Below are 19,905 nucleotides of genomic sequence, written 5' to 3'. Positions count from 1 at the left end.
GGACAAGCTGTTCATCGGGCTGGCGCGCTCGGCGGCCGATGCAACGGAATATTTCCAGATCCCGACCGGACGCGTCGTCGAGATCGGGACGCAGGTGGCTATTTAAAAACGTTTCCGTTGCGACATTCCAGGTAGTCTGCCGATGGGACTGGGTCTGCCAAGTCGTGGAGGACTCGCAATATCGGGACGGAGCCATTACGTGACGGCACTTGATATTGCAGCGCAGCAAGCGTAGAGCACCGCGCGCTTATCGGAGTGTCGTCTATGGCCCTTACCAGTACTGGTAACGAGGCAGAACCGGTCGAACAGTCGAGCCATTCTGAGGTCGAGCAACACAGCACCAAGGTGCTGATGCTGGGCGCACTCGGCGTGGTTTACGGCGATATCGGCACCAGCCCGATCTATGCTTTCCGCGAGGCCTTGGTGGCATCGTCGGGGGGCGAAGTCGCCAACCGTGGCGACATCCTCGGCGTGTTGTCGCTGATCATCTGGTCACTGACGATCATCGTCACCATCAAATATATCATGTTCGTGCTCAGGGCGGACAATCGCGGCGAGGGCGGTGTGCTGTCGCTGATGGCGCTGGCGCGCAACAGTTTCCCGACCCGCTCGGCGGTGATCCTCGGCATCGGCATCGTCGGTGCCTCGCTTTTTTTTGGTGACGCCGTCATCACGCCGGCGATCTCGGTGCTGTCGGCGGTCGAAGGCATGAACGTCGTCACGCCGACCTTCCAGCCCTACGTGGTGCCGCTGACGCTGGTCATCCTGGCGATCCTGTTTTCGGCACAGCGGTTTGGAACCGGCGGCGTCGCCCTGATCTTCGGCCCGATCACGGCAGTCTGGTTCCTGGCCATCGGCCTTTCCGGTCTCAACCACATCATCGCCGATCCGGAAATCCTGCTGGCAGTCAGCCCCCATTACATCGTCGCGTTCCTGATCAATTCACCAGACGTGGCCTTCGTGACGATCGGCGCCATCTTCCTCGCCGTCACCGGCGCCGAGGCGCTTTATGCCGATCTCGGCCACTTCGGCCGTAGGCCCATCGTGCTCGCCTGGCTGGCCATCGTGTTCCCTTGCCTGCTGCTGAACTATGCCGGGCAGGGCGCATTCGTGCTGGCGAAGAACGGAGTGGTCGGTCATCCCTTCTTCGAGATGAACGAAGGCTGGACGCTTATTCCGATGGTCGTTCTCGCCACCGCTGCGACCGTCATCGCCAGCCAGGCGGTGATCTCCGGCGCTTTCTCGCTGACCAGGCAAGCGGTGCAGCTCAACATGCTGCCGCGCCTGGAAATCCTGCATACGTCGGAAAGACAGTCCGGCCAGATCTACATGCCGCGCGTCAACATGCTGCTGGCGTTGGTTGTGATGCTGCTGGTGGTCGGCTTTGGCGAATCCAGCAAGCTTGCCTCAGCCTACGGCATTTCGGTGACCGGCAATATGCTGGTGACGACGGTGCTGCTGTACGTGATCATGAGCCGCATCTGGAAATGGCAGCTCTGGCTGGCCATCTCCCTGACAGTGGTATTCGCGCTCATCGACATTGGCTTCTTTGCCTCGAACATCGTCAAAGTGTTTGAAGGTGGCTGGGCTTCGCTGGCGGTGGCCTTCACCATCGTGCTGGCGATGTGGACATGGATCCGCGGTAGCCGCTATTTGTTCGACAAGACCCGCCGGAACGAGATCCCGCTGGATTTCCTTGCCGGCAATCTGCTGAAGAAGAAGCCGCATCTGGTGTCGGGCACCGCGGTGTTCCTGACCAGCGATCCGCTGAGCGCGCCGACCGCACTGATGCACAGCCTCAAGCACTACAAGGTGCTGCATGAGCAGAACGTCATCCTTTCGGTGGTGACGGCGCCGCAGCCTGTCGTGCCCGACAGCGAGCGGGTGAAGATGGAGACCGTCAACGAGCTGTTCATGCGGGTGACGCTGACCTTCGGCTACATGGAACAGCCGAATATCCCGCGCGCGCTGGCGATCTGCCGCAAGCAAGGCTGGAAGTTCGACATCATGACGACCTCCTTCTTCCTGTCGCGGCGCTCGCTCAAGGCCTCGCCCAATTCCGGCATGCCGGCCTGGCAGGACAAGCTGTTCATCGGGCTGGCGCGCTCGGCGGCCGATGCAACGGAATATTTCCAGATCCCGACCGGACGCGTCGTCGAGATCGGGACGCAGGTGGCTATCTGAACAAATGGTCGTGCCCTTCCAAGGGGCACGGCCATTTGTCAGGCTCAGCTCACCAGAGCCGCCTTGTTTGCCTCAAGAAATTGCTTCAGCGGCCGCGGCTTCCTGCCGGACAGCGTCTCGATCGCGTCCGTCACCATGCTGATGCGGCCGGAGCGGGTGTTGGTGTCGAAGGAAACGATGACCGGGGCGAAACCTTCGGGAACGCCGGCTGCCTTCAATCCCCCGGTGAGCGCTTCGTCCGAAAGCTGGACGACCTCGATCGGCTTGCCGGTAACTTCGGTGACGAGGGCCGCGATTTCAGCGACCGTATAGGCCTGCGGACCCGTCAGCGTGTATGTCGTGCTTTCGGTTGCCCCCGATGCGAGACCGGCGGCGATTGCCGCGGCCATATCGTCGCGCGCGCCATGGGCAATACGGCCGTCTCCGGCGGATGTGTACCACTGCCCCGAGGCGATGGCGTGCGGCAGCGCCATGAACAGGTTCTCCTGGTACCAGCCGTTGCGGAAGATGGTGTAGGGAATGCCGCTCGCCTTGATCGCCTGCTCGGTGCCGTGGTGATCGGGCGCAAACAGCACCGGCGATCCTGGCTCCGGATTGGGCATCGATGTGTAGAGCAGATGCGAAACGCCGGCGCTTTTTGCGGCCACGACCGCGGTCTCATGTTGCTTCAGGCGCTTGCCCGGAAGGGCAAGCTCGTTTGTCGAAATGATCAGAACTCTGTCCGCGCCGGTAAATGCACTGGCCAACGATGCGGTGTCGTCGAAGTCGGCCGCCCTGAGAGTGACGCCGCGCGCTGCCAGATCGGCCAGATTTTCCGGATTGCGGGTGGCGGCGATGATGCGCTGAGGGGAGATCTTGAGCGTGTCAAGCAGATGATTGATGACGCCGCGGCCAAGCTGGCCGGAGGCGCCGGTGACAAGAAGGGTGTCGGTCATGAAGGGTCCTGACGTTGCGCCGGAGCGGCGGGTGCATATGTTAGTCTCAAAAAGAGACCAGCACTAAAATAGGAATTGACCCATCCTCGTAAAGAAGGCAGTTTTGCGGGAGGTAGGCACACCCAGGGAACCAGCCATGGACGGCAAGATCGTCAATCTGAGATCGAAGCTCGAGATCTACAAAGCAGGCAGCGGTGGCGGAAACCTTGCGGATTGTCCGGTTCGCGACGTGATCCAGGGGATCAGCAACAAATGGAGTTCGCTGCTGATGGAAGCCTTGGCCGAGAAGCCGTACCGCTTCGGCGAGTTGCGGCGCCTCGTGCCCGATATTTCGCAGCGCATGCTCACCCAGACGTTGCACGATCTTCAGCGCGACGGCTATGTCCATCGCCAAGTGTTTCCGACCAAACCGCCGAGCGTCGAATACAGCCTCACCGATCTCGGGCGCTCGATGTTTGGACCCTTGCATCAGCTGATCCAATGGGCCGAGCTCAATCACAGCGCTGTACGCGAGGCGCGGAAGGTTTTCGATGCTGCCGAAGGCTGAGCCTCCAGGCCGAGACGGCGGCTTGATTTAGCGACAGCGCTGAAGGATTGTCCGGCCTGGGTTGGGCGGGCAGATGGGCAATTCTCTGGACATCGCGATTGCCGGCGCCGGGCCGGCTGGACTTGCCGCCGCGCTCTATCTCAAGCGCGCCGGACACAGGGTCACGATCTTCGAGCGCTTCGACCAGCCAAAACCGGTCGGGTCCGGGCTGATCCTGCAGCCGACCGGGCTGACGGTGCTTGCCGATCTCGGCCTGCTCGAAGACATTCTGGCGCTGGGCTGCCGCATAGACCGCCTGCATGGTGCAGATGCCAAGACCGGCCGCACAGTGCTCGACGTCCGCTACGATGCCTGGCGTGGCGGCCGTTTCGGGCTGGCGGTACATCGCGCGGCTCTGTTCGGCGTGCTTTTCCGCGCCGCCCGGCGCCAAGCGATCCACATCGAGACAGGTATCGAGCTTGAGACGCTGGAAACCGGCGAACGGGCAACATTGATCTGCGGCAACGGACGACGGATGGGGTCGTTCGACCTGGTAGTGGATGCCAGCGGTTCACGCTCCAAACTGCGGCGGTGCGTGAACAATCCGGGCGAACCGCGATCGCTCGCCTATGGCGCTTTCTGGGCATCGCTTGGCTGGCGCGGCGAGGGTTTCGACGAGCACGCGCTGCTGCAGCGCTACGACAGGGCAAGCGTGATGATCGGCGTGCTGCCAATCGGCCGGCCCGAGCCGGATGCCCAGAAGATGGCGGCATTCTTCTGGAGCCTCAAGCCGTCGGATGCCGAGTACGTCTGGGCGGCAGGTCTCAAGGCATGGAAGGCGAGATTGGTCGGGCTGTGGCCTGAATGCACGGCCTTCATCGACCAGATCGACAGTTTCGAGCAGCTTTCGCTGGCGCGTTATGGCCATCACACGATGAAGACGCCAGCCGGACGGCGATTGGCTGTTATCGGCGATGCGGCCCATTCAGCGAGCCCGCAGCTCGGCCAGGGCGCGAACATGGCGCTGCTCGATGCAGCCGCGCTCAACTACGCACTCATAGGAACGGACCGTATCGATACTGCACTGGAGGCCTATGTCCGGACGCGGCGATGGCATGTGCGGGTCTTCCAGGCGCTGTCGCTGGTGCTGACGCCGTTTTATCAGTCGGATTCGATTGTGATGCCGTTCGTCCGCGACAGGCTGGTGGCGACGCTGGCAAAAGTCCCGCCGGCGCCGCAGTTTCTTGCTTCCATGGTTACAGGAACGGTGATCAATCCATTCAAGCCGATAGGGCTTGCGGAAGCGCTATGGCCGGATCGCCTTGGCGGATGATTTCCGCAAGGTGCGAACCCTTAGCCTGCAAGAATGCATGGAGGCGTTGCGGATAATCGGGAGCGACCGCGCCCATCACGGATGGGCGTTTGCGCAACGCCTCGCGCCACACCTGGACATGCGGCTTTCCGTCCAGGAAGCCGAAATCGCCGATCCGGTCGAAGACGTCGAAATAGCGGAAAATCGGGCCGTAGACCGCGTCGACCAGTGAAAAGCGCTCGCCGTCGAAGCATGGCCCAGCCGCGCCATTGGCCCGTTCCACTTCCAGGCGATCGAACATTGCCGATAGCGTCTCGCTTTCAGCAAGCAGCGCGGCTTCCGTAGGCGCTGAATAGAAGCGGCCGATGGCATTGAGGATTGCCGAGCCGAACTCGATCCAGGCGCGATGCCGGGCACGGGCATAGGGGTCGGTGGGATGCAGTGGATTGGGCTGGGTTTCCTCGAGGAATTCGAGGATGACCGCCGATTCGAAGATCACCGTTTTCTGGCCGTCATGCTCAACGCGAAGCAGCGGCACCTTGCCGAGCGGTGATATCGCCTTGAACCAGGCAGGCTTGTTGGCGAGATCGACCGTGATGCGTTCGAACGGCACGCCCTTTTCGCGAAGTGAAATCGCCGCGCGCTGCACATAGGGACAAAGATGGTGGCTGACGAGGATGAGCTTACCGGTCATCTCACTCTCCCCAGACATAGTTCAAGGCGCCGTCCTCGATGCGGGTGGAGAGGAACATCAGGCGGGAGCCCTTCGGCGCCGGGCCTTCGAGGCGATCACCGTTCGCCATGTCGAACGAGGCGCCGTGCCACTGGCAGACGAGCTTGCCGTCCTTGCAGTCGAGCGGACCACCGAAATGCAGGCAGACGTTGGCGGCAGCGCGGATACGCTCGCCGCTGCGGTAGACATGGACCTCGCGGCCGAAGAACGGAGCGATCAGGCTGCCTGTTTCTGGAACGTCGGCGATCCTGCAGATTTCATACTTCATCGGAATTTGCCTCTCGTGATTGATGCGATGGCATCTATATAGATGCATTTGCATCGATCGTCAAGCTTGATGCAATTGCATCTATCCCCTACGATGCAATCATGACCGGGATTCCTACACCTCCAGCAATCAAAGCCTGGGCCCGCCTGATGCGGGTTTCGCGCCAGTTGTTGGAAAGAGCCGAGGACGCGCTGAAGGACAGTGGCCTGCCGCCGCTTGCCTGGTACGACGTCCTGCATGAGCTTGCCGAGGCGGGCGAGGGTGGATTGCGGCCATTCCAACTCACCGAGCGCACCCTGTTTGCGCAGTATAACATCTCCCGGCTGCTGGCGCGGCTGGAAGCCGACGGGCTGGTCGAGAAGCTTCCCGTTGCCGATGACGGCCGCGGGCAAACCGTCCGCGTCACCGACAAGGGGCGCGAGACGCGTCGCCGCATGTGGGCCGTCTACGGCCGCTCGATCGCGGAGTTGGTCGGCTCCCGGCTGTCCAATGATGAGCTCGATGCGCTGTCAGCTCTGCTTGGGCGCCTGCGAGTTCCGCCCGCCCCGGAGTGACATGCCGAAGATGGCGTGGACCTGCGAGGTCAGGCACTGGCCCAGAGGAATGCCAGCGTCGCAAGAACGCCAAGCCCGACGCGGACCAGATGCAGATGGCCCCATTTGACGAGCAATGTCCGAGCTTCAGGATTGACGGTGTTCGCGTCCATCGCCACTAGCAACCTATTTGCCGGCATCATCACCAGCAGCGTCCATGGCCAGGGCAGGATGATCAGCACGGCGCCGGCCAGGTAAGCGAGACTGCCGGTCAGCCACCACGCGACGAGGCCCAGAATACAGGCGATGACGGCGATCGAAGCCTGCATGGCCGCGCCGCGCTTGTAGGAAGGCTGCCATTCCTGCAGCAATGCTTTGTCCTCCAGGCGAAGCCGCGCCGGCTGTTCGGCGACGCTGACGTAGATAGCCGCGCCTGCGAACACTGCGGTAACGGTCAAGGCAAGCAATCCGGCGAGCATGATCTGTGTCTCCCGTGATGCCCCGCATGGAGCAAGCTACAGAAATAAAGGCTTGCGCCGGGTCGGGCAATACGCCATAAAGTACGAACCGTAACGTACGGTACGCTATTGAGCTCCTATGTGAACTGCGGGCGAGTTCGCCTCCTGAGGAAAGACTGTGTTGCACGCTGTAACCGATATCGACACCAGCGAGACGCTGACGGAGCGGCAGAAAGCCGTGCTCGACGCTGCCCTTCGCCTGCTGGTCGAAGAGGGCGATCAGTTGACCATGACCGCGGTGGCGCGGCGGGCGAGCTGCTCTAAGGAGACGCTCTACAAATGGTTCGGCGATCGCGACGGGCTGTTGACGGCAACGGTGCAATGGCAGGCGTCCAAGGTGCGGGTAGTGCCAGTTGATCGCAAGGGGCTCGACCTTGCTTCGCTGACGGCGAGCCTCGAACGCTTCGCTTCGGACTGGCTCAAGGTAATTTCGAGCGACACCTCGATCGCGCTGAACCGGGTGGCGGTCGGCCATGCTAGTTCGGGGAAAGACGATCTCGGCGCCATCGTGCTGGAGAACGGCCGCTTCGCACTGGCCAGGCGCCTTAAGCCGGTGCTCGAGGCAGGCAAGGAAGCTGGTTTCCTCGAGTTTTCCGATGCTGAGACGGCGTTCCGCACTTTTTTCGGACTGGTCGCCCGTGACGTGCAGATCCGCCTGCTGCTTGGCGACCGACTGGAATTGACTGATGCGGCGATCGGCGGCGATGCCGTCCGGGCGACGCAGCAGTTTCTCGCTCTTTACGGAGCAAAAACCGGGCCGCGAGGCCTCTGAATTCAAAACGGGAAGGAAGAAAAATGCGTGTCTATTACGATCGCGACGCCGATCTCAACCTGATCAAGGGCAAGAAGGTCGCCATCATCGGCTATGGCAGCCAGGGCAGGGCGCATGCGCTCAACCTCAAGGATTCCGGCGTCAAGGACATCGCCATCGGCCTCAAGGCCGGCTCGGCGACCGCCAAGAAGGTCGAGGCCGACGGGCTCAAGGTGATGAGCGTGGCCGATGCCGCCAAGTGGGCCGACCTGATGATGATGGCCACGCCCGACGAGCTGCAGGCCGACATCTACAAATCCGAGATCGCGCCGAACATCCGCGATGGCGCAGCGATCGCCTTTGCCCACGGCCTCAACGTTCATTTTGGCCTGATCGAGCCTAAAGCCTCGGTCGACGTCGTGATGATCGCGCCGAAGGGGCCCGGCCATACGGTGCGCGGCGAATACCAGAAGGGCGGCGGCGTGCCGTGCCTGGTCGCGGTCAACCAGGACGCTTCGGGCAATGCGCTCGACCTGGCGCTCTCCTACGCCTGCGGCGTTGGCGGCGGCCGTTCGGGCATTATCGAGACCAATTTCCGCGAGGAGTGCGAGACCGACCTGTTCGGCGAGCAGGTTGTGCTGTGCGGCGGTCTGGTCGAATTGATCCGCGCCGGCTTCGAGACACTGGTGGAAGCCGGCTACGCGCCGGAAATGGCCTATTTCGAGTGCCTGCACGAGGTCAAATTGATCGTCGACCTAATCTACGAAGGCGGCATCGCCAACATGAACTACTCGATCTCGAACACCGCCGAATGGGGCGAATACGTCTCGGGCCCGCGCATCATCACCGCCGAGACCAAGGCCGAGATGAAGCGCGTTCTGAAGGATATCCAGACCGGCAAGTTCACCTCGGAATGGATGCAGGAGTACCGCGCCGGCATGTCGCGCTTCAAGGGCATCCGCCGCAACAACGACAGCCACCAGATTGAGGAAGTCGGCGCCAAGCTGCGCGCGATGATGCCGTGGATTTCCAAGAACAAGCTGGTCGACAAGGCCAAGAACTGAAGGAAATTCACATTCGTTTCGTTGCGCGTCCTCAGGCTTCGCGCTGCGGGCGCGCGGGGGATTTCCAAAACAAGCTGGTCGACAAGGCCAAGAACTGAAGGAAATCCACATTCGTTTCGTTGCGCGTCCTCAGGCTTCGCGCTGCGGGCGCGCGGGGATTTCCAAAAACAAGCTGGTCGACAAGGCCAAGAACTATCGCAATTTCATTGCCGATCAAGAAAGGCCGGCGGAGCGATCCGCCGGCCTTTTCGCATAAAGATTGTGTGGTTCCCACGCTTGTGGACAGGCGCATTATCCTCATCACCGTGGTATGCCTGTGCGGGGCATGGCACAGAAGTGCCAAAGGGGACTGAGACTTGGAACTCAAATTTCTGTTGGTCGGGTTTGCCTGCGCGGTTGCCGGCATGCTCTCCCTCGTCACGTTCCTGAAGTGGTGGGAGGTGAGGGCGGTCAGCCGCTGGTCTCCGACGCCGGGAAAGATCGTCTCGTCGCGTGTCGAGGCTCGCGAGGTGACCAGTTCGGGATCCGGTTCGGACAGCAGAGGGTCGACCGAGATGCGCAACTTCCCGGCGATCACCTTCGAATACAAGGTGAACGGCAAGAAGTTTCGCAGTTCGCACTACAGCGTGCAGGAGAACCTTGGAAACTTTGCCGTGGCGGAAACCCTTGCGAAATTTCCAAACGGGGCTGGCGTAACCGTCTTCTACAACCCGGCCGATCCAGCCAAGGCCGTGATCGAACGCACCATGCCCGAAGGTTCCTTCAAATTCATGGTCCAGCTTTCGGCCGGGCTGGTGGTTGGCGCGCTGGTATTGGTCTTCTCCGTCGGCGGCGTCCTGGAAGCGATCCGGCCGTTTTTGCCCAAGCCGCAGAACCTCGGCGCCGCGGCCCTGCTGCTGTTCATGGGATTGTTTGTCCTGCGCATGGGCTTCGCCCAGAAGTCACTAGCGGAACAGGCGGCGAAATGGCCCATCACGGCAGGACACATCGATGCTTCGGGCTTGCAGAAATTTGAGACCCGCGACAGGTCCGGAGGCGGCTATCGGCCCTGGCGAACAGTCTTCAAATCCCGCATCGTCTACAGCTATAGCGTCGCCGGCCAGCGCTACGCCGCCGATCGCATCGCTTTCGGCGCAAACGTGACGGCTTCGCTGCCGAGCCTCGTCAGCGGTCAATCACGGCGCTACCTCGAGGGCGACAAGGTCGAGGTCCACTACGATCCCGCCAATCCGGCTGCCGCGGTTCTCGAATGCAGGGTGAGTGGGCTTTGGCTCCTGTGGGTCTGCGCAGTTGGCTTCCTCGGCGGAGCCGCGCTGCTTGTCGGGGTGATCTAAGGCTGAAGCTGCCGTCCTCGACGCTGTAGATCCAGAGGAAGGGCACTTGTCTTCAGCATCTGACAAGAACTCCGCTGTCGAAGCCCGGCCATATCAGTCTCAACGTTGCCCCGTCGACGACAACATGGATGACACGGGAGAACGGCTCTTCGGCCGACGGGTCGGATCCGTAGCATTGGCTGGCCCGCGCCACCCAACCCGTGGGTGTCTTGAGAAACATTGCGTGGTCACAGCCGAGAGCAGGGACCGACAGCGCGTCGCGGTACAATGTGTAGACAGTCTGGCGTTGAACATCCGCGACGGCGGTGCAGTTCGACCTGTCCCCGGACCATGTGCCGACATAGGATTCCGTGGCAAAGGCGCTCCCGCACGAAAATGTTAAGATCGAAATGAGCATCAAGAGATTTCGCATCATCGATTCTTTCTTTCGACCATGACATCGGGCCATGCTAAAGCACCGATGCTTAGACTTCACAATGATGCTGCTCCAGGGACTTAAATGATCATCCGCAAGGCAGCAGCTATTTTTCTGAGCATGCTGAGCCTGTCGCAAGCAGCGAACGCAACAGAATGTTCGCTCAGCCATGCGACCTATCGCGAGCCGCGTTCGGGAGCGACGATACAGTTCCGGCCCACAGACAACGAGCCGGCTGCGCTGACGACCGAGGTCTTTTCGCTGATCGTACCCAACACCGACCTTCGTCTGCCGTCGGACATCACCTGGACCAATGGCAAGTACTCGTTTCCGGTGGGTACTATCCGGCACACCTGCACCGACGACGATCGCGAGGCGGGTCTCGAGGACGGCACCGGACTGTGCAGAGTGTGGGATGGGCAGGTCTATGCGTTCAGTGCAGGCGGTGCCGAGCAGCTGAGTTCCCGCGAAACTTCGCCGGCACCGGCAGGGTTGCTGTTGCCTGACTTTGGCGCGATTTTTACCGAATGGCCCGATTTCGCCAAAGCCAATCCCGACGGTTCAGCCTGGGACGCCTTTAGCTTGACGGGTTGCAGCGATGAATAACAAGAGACTGCCGGCCTGTGTCTGCATCCTGTCGGTCCTTGTGGCCCTGGCCACGGAGGCTGGTGCCGACCAAAGCACGCCGTCACGTCCACCTATCGACAAATGCAGCTGGGAACGCTTGGCGGACAGAGATGTCGGGCTGGCTGCCTGGGTGCAGCGCTGCGATTTCGGTTTTCGCCGGATTCATTTCGAGCTTGGCGGCAATGCTCTTGCCATCAAATACAGCGACGGCGGGCCGGCCGATCCCGTCGTCGAGGTCTTCGATATGCTGCCTGGCGAGGCCGCCGATGCTGCGTTGCAGCGCATTTTTACGCAGAAGACCGAGAAAGCCATCAGCACACGTTGCGTGCTCATGCCTTACACCGAAGGGGCGACGCCCGCGCGCATCCTCCGGTATGTTTTCAGTCCCGATGCCGCCTATCGTGAGGAATTGAAGACCGTCGCCAACCCTGACGAGGTCGGCGAACCGCCTTGCGGCGAATTGGGCGAAGCCCCGGACGGCATTCAGTATTTCGAGGTGCAATCACCCGAACTGCGAAAGCTTCTATTCGTTCGCGTCGGCCAGGATGAGCCGCTGTTTGACGAGCAGACACTGCAAGTCCTGCCACCCGGATAGCGCCGGTAGATATCAGCCGTAGTGCCAACTGGGCTTTGGTTCGGTGCCGATGAACATCACGCCGATGCGGTCCTCGCGGCGCCAGCGGACCACGGCCTTGTAGGCGATGCCGTCGGTCGGAACATAGAGCAGGAACTCGTCGGGCACGCGCGCGTCGATCGAGACCTTCAATTCGGCGCCGCCGGCATGCATGTTGCGCAGCGTGCATGTGACCTCGGAATTGGTCATGCCGGTCAGGATCGTCGCGCCCTTGAAGACGCGCTGCCGGCGTTTGTCCCTCTGTTCGTCCTCGGCCATCGCACGCAATCCAGCCATTTTTCGCGTCTCGGGCGTTCTGATCGGGAGGATTATTAGACCTGCCTGATAAAAATAGCGTTATCACCAGTGGAGGCTGGCGATTTTTCGCGGTTGCTGGCGGAACGAAAAAGGCGCCGCGAAGCACGGCGCCGAATGATGCTTGTTGTCTGCCTGCTTACCTATAGGGCGAGTAGCATTGCTGGCGCGGCCCGTAATAGGGCTGGAAGGTGTTGTCCCAGGCGCGGTACGACCGGTAGCGATTGTAACACCATTGGACATGTGCACTGGAAAGCCGCCCTGCGCGATAATAGCGGCGCGGTGGCGGCGCGTCGTAGTAGTTGTAGCTGTTGTACAGGCTGCCAAGGCCGAGCCCCAGGCCCAGCCCAAGAATCGCGGCGCCGGCACTATCATCGTAGTAACCGCCGCGGTAATGGCGGCGATGGTGGCGCCAGCGCCAGCTGTCGTCCCAGCCGCCATTATCCCAGTGTCTCGAAAAATGACGGCCGCGGAAATTGTGGGACCGCCATCTCCAATCGTCGCCGCCGTGCCATTGCCGAAAGCCGCGATTGCGCCAACGCCAGATCTGCCTGTCATTGCCGCCTGCCCAATCTTCACGAATTTGCACGATGTCGGCAGCATTGCCCGCCACCGGCAGCAGAGGTTTGGGTATTGGCCCGGCAAGCGAGGGGGCCGAGAGGCCGGTGATCAGACCGAGGGCCATCAGCCCGGATCTGACAGAAGATAAAAAGAGCGGTTTCATCGCACTCTCCGAAGATTCAGGCCCCACGCCCAGAATACCCCCGGGGAAGGGCCTATTGATGGAACTTTCCATCTGAACGGAAGATGAACAAAAAGGTTCCGTCAGCCATAGCGAGCGCGCGATCAAGCAGAGCCGCCTGATTTCTGCGCCCTTGTTTTCGGGCGCGCTTGCGGGCAAAGGTCAAAGCCATGTCGCTGCGCCTTGCCACTTTCAACGTCGAAAACCTGATGAACAGGTTTGATTATTCCGGATACCGCAATCAGCTCAACGAAGATCGCACGCTGGCGCTTTTCGACATCCAGAGCGAGGCCGAATACAAGATGCTCGAGCAGGCGCGGGCCATCGCGCAATCCGACGACACGCGGCAGTTGACGGCGCTGGCGATCGCGGCCACCCGCGCCGACATCATTTGCATGCAGGAGGTCGACAATATCGAGGCGCTGAAGGCCTTCGAATATGGTTATCTGTTCAAGATGGTGGGGCAAGGCTACCGGCAGAAATACACCACCGCCGGCAATGATTCGCGCGGCATCGACGTCGCCGTGATGATGCGCAACGAGACCGCGCAGGGCCAGCCGATCGAATTCGTGCGCATGACCAGCTACGCCTATGTCACGTTCGAGCAATTCGGGCTGCACACGGCGGAATTGGCGGCGCTTGGTCACCAGGCCAATGAACGCATCTTCCGGCGCGACTGCCTGGAAATCGATCTGACCGTGGCTGGCGCGCCGTTGACGCTCTATCTCGTGCATTTCAAGTCGATGGGCTCGCCCCGTAACGGCCTCGACGGCCGCGAGGCGACAATGCCGCTGCGTATCGCCGAGGCGCAGGCGGTGCGCCGGATCATCGAGGAGCGCTTCGGCAAGGACCATGCCGCCGACAAGCGCTGGGCAATCTGCGGCGACATGAACGACTACCGGCAGCGCGTGAAGATCACTGGCGATGTTTTCGACGGCTATCGCTTCGAGGTGATCGACGAGACCCGGTCCTGCATCGACGTGCTCACTGCCGGCGGTTTTTGCGAAAACGCGGTCGAGCGGCGGCCGGAAATGGACCGCTGGACTTTCTATCACACGCGCGGACCGGAAGAGCGGCATCTCTGCCAACTCGACTACATCCTTTTGTCGAGGGCGCTAGCCAGGCAGAACGCCACGGCCGTTCCCGATATCATCCGCAACGGGCAGCCTTGGCGCACCATATTTCCGGCCGGCCAGGAGGTCGAGCGCTTCCCACGCGCCGGGTGGGACCGGCCGAAGGCATCCGACCATTGCCCGGTAGCAATTGCCCTCGACATGGCGTGAGACAGGCGTGAGTTTCGACCTGCCGCGCAATGTCATCCTGCCGGTCGATGCCATCGACGTCAGGCTCGATCCTGGCCCGCATCCGTTCGAGCGCGATAATGCCGAGGCGATCGCGGCGAACTGGCGGCGTGAGACCGCATCGAAGCCGGCGCTTTTCGACGGCACCGTGGTGCTGCTTTCCGCACTCAGCTACCGCGACAATCGCCTCGTCGGCCGCTGCCATGCGGTGCGGTATTCGACCTTCATGCTTTGGCGCAGCAATAGACAGGTGCCTGGCGCCGAACATGCCTACGCGCACGCCATGCTGGTCGCTGGCGACAATGCGCTGGTGGCGATCCGCATGGCGCCGCATACGGTCAATGCCGGCCGCATCTACTTCGCCGCCGGTTCGTTCGAGCCCACCGATTTCCGCGACGGCCTTGTCGACGTCGACTTCAACATGATCCGCGAGGTACGGGAGGAAACCGGCCTCGACCTATCAGGCGCGACAAGCGGCAGGCGCCACTACGCCCTGTCGACGGCAAGCGGCACGGTGATCTTTCGCCGCTACCGCGAGACGGCCTCCGCCGACGACCTAGCACAGCGGATCCGCGCTTTCGTCGCGGCCGAGTCAGAGCCTGAAATCGAAGGTCCTGTGATCATCCGCAATGCAGCCGATCTGCCGGACGGATTGATGCCACATATGAGACCGCTGATCGAATGGCACTTTGCGCAAGGATTCCGACTCTAACGTCGCGACCTGCCTTCAATAGCCTTGCGGTCGCTGCGGGCCGCGACAAAATACAGCAGCACGCCGAGACCCAGGAGTGCCCCCATCGCCGTTCCCATCGTCTGCCCAATTACCTGCTGGAAGTCAGCTGTGACGCGATCGGGATTATCCATTCCATAACGGATCAAATTCCACCAAAGCCCTGCCAATGCGGCTTCGACGATCACCATCGCCAGAGCCAGTCGCCCTTTCTTGCTCATCCATTGTTCCCCCTTAGTCCCCAACAGCATTGTTATCATTGCAGATTGTGCTGCGACAAGGGGCAGGTTGCTTATAAAATTGGCAGCGTCGCGAGGCGACATTTGCTGCAACGCTCTATTCATGCCTCAGCGCGTCGATGGGGTTGAGCCGTGCGCCGCGCAGCGCCGGGAAGAAGCCGAACACCATGCCGATCAGCGCGGAAAAGCCGACCGCAAGCAGGATGACCGCCGGGCTTGGCGCAAACGGGATCGTCAGCGTCAGCGAGGCGAGGCCGGCCAATGCCAGGCCGATCAGGATGCCGATGATGCCGCCAAGCAGCGACAGCACCGTCGCCTCGACCAGGAACTGGATGAGGATGTGCTTTTCGTGGGCGCCGATGGCGAGCCTGATGCCGATCTCGCGCGTGCGCTCGGTTACCGACACCAGCATGATATTCATAATGCCGATGCCGCCGACGAGCAGGCTGACGCCGGCGACGGCGCCGAGCATGCCAGTCATGGTGGTGGTGGCGCTGGCCATGGCATCGGCGATCTGGGTCATGTCGCGGATCGAGAAATCATCGTCTCGGTCGGGCGTGATGCGGCGTGTGTCGCGCAAGATGTCCTCGACGCGCTGCTGCAGCACCGTGGTTGGCGTACGGTCGTCGGCGGCGACATAGATCGATTCGATGTCGCGATTGCCGGCAATACGACGCTGATAGGCGGTGAGCGGCATCAGCACGACATTGTCCTGGTCCTGGCCGAAGCCGGTATAGCCCTTCGGTTCGAGCAAGCCGATGATCTTGCAGGAGGTGCGGCTGACGCGGATGATCTCGCCTTCGGGGTCACCGGCGCCGAAGAACTGCTGGCGCACCGTCTCCCCGATGAGGCAGACGCCGGTCCCCGAGCGGGTTTCCGAATCGCTGAACGGGCGGCCCGAAACCAGCTTCCAGTCGCGGGCATCGAGATAGGCGCTGTCGGTGCCGGTGACGCCCGAGGTCAGGCTTTCGGTGCCGAAAATGACGCGCACCTGCTTTTGCGACGCCGGCGCGATAGCGCGCGCGCCGTCCAGATGCGCGACAAGCGCTGCGAGATCCTTGTAGGCAAGAGGCCGGACCACCTGGTCGAGCCCTCCAGGTCCGCCAGGCCCGGCCGGACGGCCGGAACGGATGACAAGCAGATTGCTGCCGAGCTTGGAAATATCGGACTTGACCTTCTCGGTGGTACCCGAGCCGATGGTCAGCATGGCGATGACGGCGGCAACGCCGATGACGATGCCGAGCAGCGTCAAGAACGAGCGCAGCACGTTGCGGCGGATGGAGCGGAGCGAGAGGCGGACGGTTTCCCAGATCATGGCTAGGCCATCTCGAGATTGGCTGTATCCGAGGCGACATGGCCATCGAGGAAACGGATCGTGCGCTGGGCATAGCCGGCAACATCGGCTTCGTGCGTGACCATGGCGATGGTCAGGCCGAGCTCGCTGTTCAGCTGCATCAGGAGCTCCATGATCTCGTGCGTGCGGGCGGTGTCGAGATTGCCGGTCGGCTCGTCGGCAACGAGCAGCGTCGGCCTGGTGACGATGGCGCGGGCGATCGCCACGCGCTGCTGCTGGCCGCCGGACAGCTCGGCTGGCGTATGATGCTCGCGGCCGACAAGGCCGACCTCGGCAAGTGCCTGCATGGCAAGGCCGCGGCGCTCGCGGGCACCTACGCCGCGGTAGATCAGCGGCAGTTCGACATTCTCCGCCGCCGTAGTGCGCGGCAAGAGATTATAGCCCTGGAAGACGAAGCCCACATAGAGATTGCGCAGCTGAGCACGGCGGTTGCGGTCGAGACGGCCGGCGTCGATGCCTTCGAAGCTGTAAGTCCCAGCGGTCGGCGTGTCGAGGCAGCCAATGATGTTCATGGCCGTCGATTTGCCGGAACCGGACGGGCCCATGATGGCGACGAATTCGCCGCGTCTGATGGCGAGGTCGACGCCGGCCAGCGCATGCACCCGGGCTTCGCCCTGGCCATAGCTTTTCCAGACCTTGTCGAAGCCTATGAGCGTGGTCGCGACCGATGCCACGATCAGCTCCGCTGCTGCGAGGCGGTAATGACTTGTGCGCCTTCCTCCAGGCCGGAGACGATCTCGGTCAGTTCGCCGTCTGTCGAGCCGACCCTGACGTTGACCAGATGCGGCCGCCCATTCTCCAGCACGTAGAGCGTGCGCGAGCCGTCGGTGGGCTTCGTCGCCGCCGGGTGCTGGCGGTTGCCGCCGGGGCGTCCCATGCGGCCGGTGAACAGGTCGGTGAGGCTCCAGCCGCGCTCCGCCGTCTGGGCCGGCCGGTAGCGGAAGGCGATCGACGGCACGGTGAGCACGTTCCTGGCCTGCTTGGTGACGACCGAGACGGTCGCTGTCATGCCGGGCCGCAACAGAAGTTCGCTGTTGTCGACATCCAGCCTCGCATCGTAAGTGACGACGCCGTCGGTGGTGACTGAGGCATAGGAGATGTCGCGGATTTCGGCGTCGAACGGCCGTTCCGGGAAGGCATCGACCGTGAAGCGCGCATGCTGGCCGGGTTTGACGGCGCCGATATCGGCCTCGTCGACCGCCGCCTTCAACTCCATGTTCTTCAGATCGGCGGCGATGACAAACAGGACCGGCGCCTGCAGCGAAGAGGCGACCGTCTGGCCGGGATCGACCGAGCGCGTCAGTATGATGCCGTCGATCGGAGCGTAGATGGTGCTCTTGGCAAGATCCGTCTGCTGCGCCTTGAGATCGGCACTGGCCATGGCGAGGTTGGCTTTGGCAATATCGAGCGCCGCCTTCGAGCGGTCGCGCGTGGCGGTTGCCGCTTCGAGCGACTGGTCCGTCGCCATGCCGCGCTTGGTCAGTTGTGCCGCGCGCACTAGCGCCTTTTCGTTTTCGGCCAGGGTCACAGTGGCGTCCTCGACGCTCGCGGCCGCTGCCTTGGCGGAGGCCTGGGCGCGCTCGATCTGCACCTCCAGCTTTGCAGTGTCGAGCGCAGCCAGCACATCGCCCTTCTTCACCAGCTGATTCTCGTTGACCGAGACCGAGCGGACGACGCCGGAGAGTTCGCTGGAAATATCGACCTGGGTGAGAGGCTGCAGCGTGCCGGTAGCCGAAACCGCGACGGTAAGGTCGGCCATGGCGGCCAGTGTCGTGGTATACTCGATCTTGGCGGGCGAGCCCGCATGCCAGGGGTAGCCGACGACACCCGCGGCCACCGCGAGTAGCGCAAGCAGCGCGTAAAACCAACCGCGACGGCGTTTTGTCTTCAGGCCCTGGTGGTCGAGCCCGAGCGCCGTCTCGATGGCGGAAGCGGATTCCGTCTTTGGCAGATTGACAATCTGGTCCACGCCGGACCCCTATGTTCAGTGATTTCCCATCAGTGCACAAATCAGGCCTTATGGTTCAAAATTCAAATTAAATTTCGCCCATGTTGGGAATGAGGCAGAGGACTTACTGAGATGCAGCCGCGGAATTACTTACTTTACGACGTATTCACCACCAACCGGCTGGCGGGCAATCCGCTGGCCGTGGTGCTCGACTGTAACGGGCTGGACCTTGCTGCGATGCAGGCGGTGGCGCGCGAGTTCAACCTGTCCGAAACCGTCTTCGTGCTGCCGCCTGATAACCCGAAGCACCGGGCCCGCATCCGTATCTTCACACCCGACTATGAAATGCCGTTCGCCGGCCACCCGACCGTCGGCTCGGCGATAGCGCTCGCCGAAATGGCGGGAGAGGCCGCCGGCATCTTCGTGCTCGAGGAGAATATCGGCCCGGTGCGCTGCGCTGTCAGCAAGCACGATGGTTCGACCTTTGCCGAGTTCGACCTGGCGAAACTGCCGGCGCAGCTGGAATTGTCGGCCGATCCCGAGGCGATAGGCGCGGCCCTTGGCCTTGGGCCGCACGAGATCGGCTTCGAGAACCACCGCGTTTCGTTCTGGTCGGCTGGAGTGCCCTACGTGACCATCCCCGTCGCCAATCTGGAGGCGGCCGCCCGGATCAGGCTGGACAACCAGGCGTGGTCGGAGTTGGCACCACGCAAGAGCGAATGGGCCTTCGCCAGCCCCTATGTCTATTGCCGCGAGACGGTGCACCATGACAGTGCCTTCCACGTCCGCATGATGGTGCCCGGCAATCCGTCCTACGAAGACCCGGCGACCGGATCAGCGGCGGCCGCGTTCGCCGGCGCGATCATGCATTTCGACGGCCCGACAGACGGCGTTTCACAACTGTGGATCGAGCAGGGGCTGGAGATGGGCCGGCCTTCGCGCATTCGCCTCGAACTGAATGTCGACGGCGGCAAACTGGCCGCCGCCCGCATCGGCGGCCATGCGGTGAAGGTGGCTGAAGGCAGGCTTTTTGTTTGACGACCTCGGCACTTCGGCGATTTGTCGGGAAATGAATCCCACGGGGCTGGACATGGCGGATGGCGGCGGCTATATGCCCGCCAACGCCGGTTTTTTACCGGCCGAGTGGGTGCGTAGCTCAGTTGGTAGAGCAGCTGACTCTTAATCAGCGGGTCCACAGTTCAATCCTGTGCGCACCCACCAAAAATCTCCAGGATTTGGTGGAAAGACCTTAGAACGAGCCGGTTTCATTCACCGCGCTCGTTTCATCAACTTTGGGCTGCCTTTGGAGTCCGATAGTCTTTGGCGAGGCGTGCGCTTAGAGTCTTTCACGTTTTGACGGAAGCGTAGCCGGCGTTTGCGAAGTAGTTGTTGCATTCGGTTGCCTCGATCGTTTCAACGAGGTGGCCGATGTGGCGCCAAGTGTCCTCGGCGGTACGCTTCTG

General features: G+C 62.0%; 23 protein-coding genes, 1 tRNA gene and 1 pseudogene. 13 read left to right on the top strand and 12 right to left on the bottom strand.

Translation table 11 applies throughout. The features are described 5' to 3' along the window. The first annotated feature begins 264 nt into the window (after nucleotides 1-264). Nucleotides 265-2,184 carry a potassium transporter Kup gene (locus NMG46_RS29025; RefSeq protein WP_254820712.1) on the top strand — a complete coding sequence of 640 codons (1,920 nt, stop codon included), beginning with the start codon at nucleotides 265-267 and terminating at the stop codon, nucleotides 2,182-2,184. Nucleotides 2,185-2,228: 44 nt separating this feature from the next. On the opposite strand, the gene NMG46_RS29020 is transcribed toward NMG46_RS29025, so the two are convergent. Next, a complete protein-coding gene (locus NMG46_RS29020; RefSeq protein ID WP_254820711.1) occupies nucleotides 2,229-3,119 on the bottom strand; it encodes an SDR family oxidoreductase in 891 nt (296 codons plus the stop codon). A gap of 136 nt (nucleotides 3,120-3,255) precedes the next feature. Here NMG46_RS29020 and NMG46_RS29015 point away from each other — a divergent pair, with 136 nt between their 5' ends. Both NMG46_RS29015 and NMG46_RS29010 read left to right on the top strand, forming a co-directional pair. Next, nucleotides 3,256-3,666, top strand: a complete 411-nt coding sequence (locus NMG46_RS29015; RefSeq protein ID WP_254820710.1) for a helix-turn-helix domain-containing protein — start codon at nucleotides 3,256-3,258, stop codon at nucleotides 3,664-3,666. Between the two features lie 73 nt (nucleotides 3,667-3,739). Beyond that, complete coding sequence (locus NMG46_RS29010; protein ID WP_254820709.1) at nucleotides 3,740-4,978, top strand: NAD(P)/FAD-dependent oxidoreductase; 1,239 nt, start codon at nucleotides 3,740-3,742, stop codon at nucleotides 4,976-4,978. On the opposite strand, the gene NMG46_RS29005 is transcribed toward NMG46_RS29010, so the two are convergent. Continuing rightward, nucleotides 4,926-5,651 carry a glutathione S-transferase family protein gene (locus NMG46_RS29005; RefSeq protein WP_254820708.1) on the bottom strand — a complete coding sequence of 242 codons (726 nt, stop codon included), beginning with the start codon at nucleotides 5,649-5,651 and terminating at the stop codon, nucleotides 4,926-4,928. The genes NMG46_RS29010 and NMG46_RS29005 overlap by 53 nt on opposite strands. Nucleotide 5,652: 1 nt before the next feature. Continuing rightward, on the bottom strand, nucleotides 5,653-5,958 hold the full coding sequence (locus tag NMG46_RS29000) for a Rieske (2Fe-2S) protein (protein WP_254820707.1): 306 nt from the start codon (nucleotides 5,956-5,958) through the stop codon (nucleotides 5,653-5,655). A gap of 101 nt (nucleotides 5,959-6,059) precedes the next feature. Between NMG46_RS29000 and NMG46_RS28995 the strand changes: the two genes are divergently transcribed. Then, a complete protein-coding gene (locus NMG46_RS28995) occupies nucleotides 6,060-6,512 on the top strand; it encodes a MarR family winged helix-turn-helix transcriptional regulator (RefSeq protein WP_254820706.1) in 453 nt (150 codons plus the stop codon). Between the two features lie 29 nt (nucleotides 6,513-6,541). On the opposite strand, the gene NMG46_RS28990 is transcribed toward NMG46_RS28995, so the two are convergent. Next, entirely contained in the window at nucleotides 6,542-6,970 is a 429-nt protein-coding gene (locus NMG46_RS28990) for a DUF1772 domain-containing protein (RefSeq protein ID WP_254820705.1), read from the bottom strand. Nucleotides 6,971-7,127: 157 nt separating this feature from the next. Here NMG46_RS28990 and NMG46_RS28985 point away from each other — a divergent pair, with 157 nt between their 5' ends. The 5 genes from NMG46_RS28985 to NMG46_RS28965 all read left to right on the top strand — a co-directional run bounded on the left by NMG46_RS28985 (nucleotide 7,128) and on the right by NMG46_RS28965 (nucleotide 11,795). Then, nucleotides 7,128-7,781, top strand: coding sequence for a TetR/AcrR family transcriptional regulator (locus NMG46_RS28985; protein WP_254820704.1), 654 nt, complete (start codon nucleotides 7,128-7,130; stop codon nucleotides 7,779-7,781). Between the two features lie 23 nt (nucleotides 7,782-7,804). After that, nucleotides 7,805-8,824, top strand: coding sequence for a ketol-acid reductoisomerase (ilvC, locus tag NMG46_RS28980; protein ID WP_023676662.1), 1,020 nt, complete (start codon nucleotides 7,805-7,807; stop codon nucleotides 8,822-8,824). Between the two features lie 356 nt (nucleotides 8,825-9,180). Next, a complete protein-coding gene (locus NMG46_RS28975; RefSeq protein ID WP_254820703.1) occupies nucleotides 9,181-10,158 on the top strand; it encodes a DUF3592 domain-containing protein in 978 nt (325 codons plus the stop codon). A gap of 499 nt (nucleotides 10,159-10,657) precedes the next feature. Beyond that, nucleotides 10,658-11,179 (top strand): hypothetical protein, encoded by a 522-nt coding sequence (locus NMG46_RS28970; RefSeq protein ID WP_254820702.1) that lies wholly within the window; start codon nucleotides 10,658-10,660, stop codon nucleotides 11,177-11,179. Next, on the top strand, nucleotides 11,172-11,795 hold the full coding sequence (locus tag NMG46_RS28965) for a hypothetical protein (protein WP_254820701.1): 624 nt from the start codon (nucleotides 11,172-11,174) through the stop codon (nucleotides 11,793-11,795). Before NMG46_RS28970 ends, NMG46_RS28965 begins: the two co-directional genes overlap by 8 nt. 12 nt (nucleotides 11,796-11,807) lie before the next feature. On the opposite strand, the gene NMG46_RS28960 is transcribed toward NMG46_RS28965, so the two are convergent. The 3 genes from NMG46_RS28960 to NMG46_RS28950 all read right to left on the bottom strand — a co-directional run bounded on the left by NMG46_RS28960 (nucleotide 11,808) and on the right by NMG46_RS28950 (nucleotide 13,042). Then, nucleotides 11,808-12,092 carry a PilZ domain-containing protein gene (locus tag NMG46_RS28960; protein WP_254820713.1) on the bottom strand — a complete coding sequence of 95 codons (285 nt, stop codon included), beginning with the start codon at nucleotides 12,090-12,092 and terminating at the stop codon, nucleotides 11,808-11,810. A 175-nt stretch (nucleotides 12,093-12,267) separates the two neighbouring features. Continuing rightward, entirely contained in the window at nucleotides 12,268-12,852 is a 585-nt protein-coding gene (locus NMG46_RS28955; RefSeq protein ID WP_254820700.1) for a BA14K family protein, read from the bottom strand. Between the two features lie 52 nt (nucleotides 12,853-12,904). Then, nucleotides 12,905-13,042 carry a hypothetical protein gene (locus tag NMG46_RS28950; protein ID WP_254820699.1) on the bottom strand — a complete coding sequence of 46 codons (138 nt, stop codon included), beginning with the start codon at nucleotides 13,040-13,042 and terminating at the stop codon, nucleotides 12,905-12,907. On the opposite strand from NMG46_RS28950, the gene NMG46_RS28945 reads away from it, so the two are divergent. Then, complete coding sequence (locus NMG46_RS28945; RefSeq protein WP_254820698.1) at nucleotides 13,041-14,153, top strand: endonuclease/exonuclease/phosphatase family protein; 1,113 nt, start codon at nucleotides 13,041-13,043, stop codon at nucleotides 14,151-14,153. The two genes, NMG46_RS28950 and NMG46_RS28945, sit on opposite strands and share 2 nt — an antisense overlap. Before the next feature lie 7 nt (nucleotides 14,154-14,160). Beyond that, on the top strand, nucleotides 14,161-14,883 hold the full coding sequence (locus NMG46_RS28940; protein ID WP_254820697.1) for a hypothetical protein: 723 nt from the start codon (nucleotides 14,161-14,163) through the stop codon (nucleotides 14,881-14,883). On the opposite strand, the gene NMG46_RS28935 is transcribed toward NMG46_RS28940, so the two are convergent. The 4 genes from NMG46_RS28935 to NMG46_RS28920 form a co-directional block, all read right to left on the bottom strand. After that, a complete protein-coding gene (locus NMG46_RS28935) occupies nucleotides 14,880-15,122 on the bottom strand; it encodes a hypothetical protein (RefSeq protein WP_254820696.1) in 243 nt (80 codons plus the stop codon). The genes NMG46_RS28940 and NMG46_RS28935 overlap by 4 nt on opposite strands. A gap of 115 nt (nucleotides 15,123-15,237) precedes the next feature. After that, the gene (locus NMG46_RS28930) at nucleotides 15,238-16,455 is read right to left on the bottom strand and encodes an ABC transporter permease (RefSeq protein WP_254820695.1); all 1,218 of its coding nucleotides are present in this window, start codon (nucleotides 16,453-16,455) and stop codon (nucleotides 15,238-15,240) included. Between the two features lie 2 nt (nucleotides 16,456-16,457). Beyond that, nucleotides 16,458-17,168: an ABC transporter ATP-binding protein gene (locus NMG46_RS28925; RefSeq protein ID WP_254820694.1), complete on the bottom strand. Its 711-nt coding sequence runs from the start codon at nucleotides 17,166-17,168 to the stop codon at nucleotides 16,458-16,460. A gap of 2 nt (nucleotides 17,169-17,170) precedes the next feature. After that, nucleotides 17,171-18,463: an efflux RND transporter periplasmic adaptor subunit gene (locus NMG46_RS28920; RefSeq protein WP_254820693.1), complete on the bottom strand. Its 1,293-nt coding sequence runs from the start codon at nucleotides 18,461-18,463 to the stop codon at nucleotides 17,171-17,173. A gap of 111 nt (nucleotides 18,464-18,574) precedes the next feature. On the opposite strand from NMG46_RS28920, the gene NMG46_RS28915 reads away from it, so the two are divergent. Together NMG46_RS28915 and NMG46_RS28910 are read left to right on the top strand one after the other, a co-directional pair. Next, a complete protein-coding gene (locus NMG46_RS28915; RefSeq protein WP_254820692.1) occupies nucleotides 18,575-19,480 on the top strand; it encodes a PhzF family phenazine biosynthesis protein in 906 nt (301 codons plus the stop codon). A 107-nt stretch (nucleotides 19,481-19,587) separates the two neighbouring features. Next, nucleotides 19,588-19,663 (top strand) — tRNA-Lys (locus NMG46_RS28910). A 125-nt stretch (nucleotides 19,664-19,788) separates the two neighbouring features. On the opposite strand, the pseudogene NMG46_RS28905 reads toward NMG46_RS28910, so the two are convergent. Continuing rightward, nucleotides 19,789-19,905 (bottom strand): annotated as a pseudogene (locus NMG46_RS28905) (IS630 family transposase); the annotation flags it as partial.

Source organism: Mesorhizobium sp. LMG 17147 (genome assembly GCF_024297145.1).
Classification (GTDB): Bacteria; Pseudomonadota; Alphaproteobacteria; order Rhizobiales; family Rhizobiaceae; genus Mesorhizobium.
This window is presented reverse-complemented; position numbering and strand designations above follow the sequence as displayed.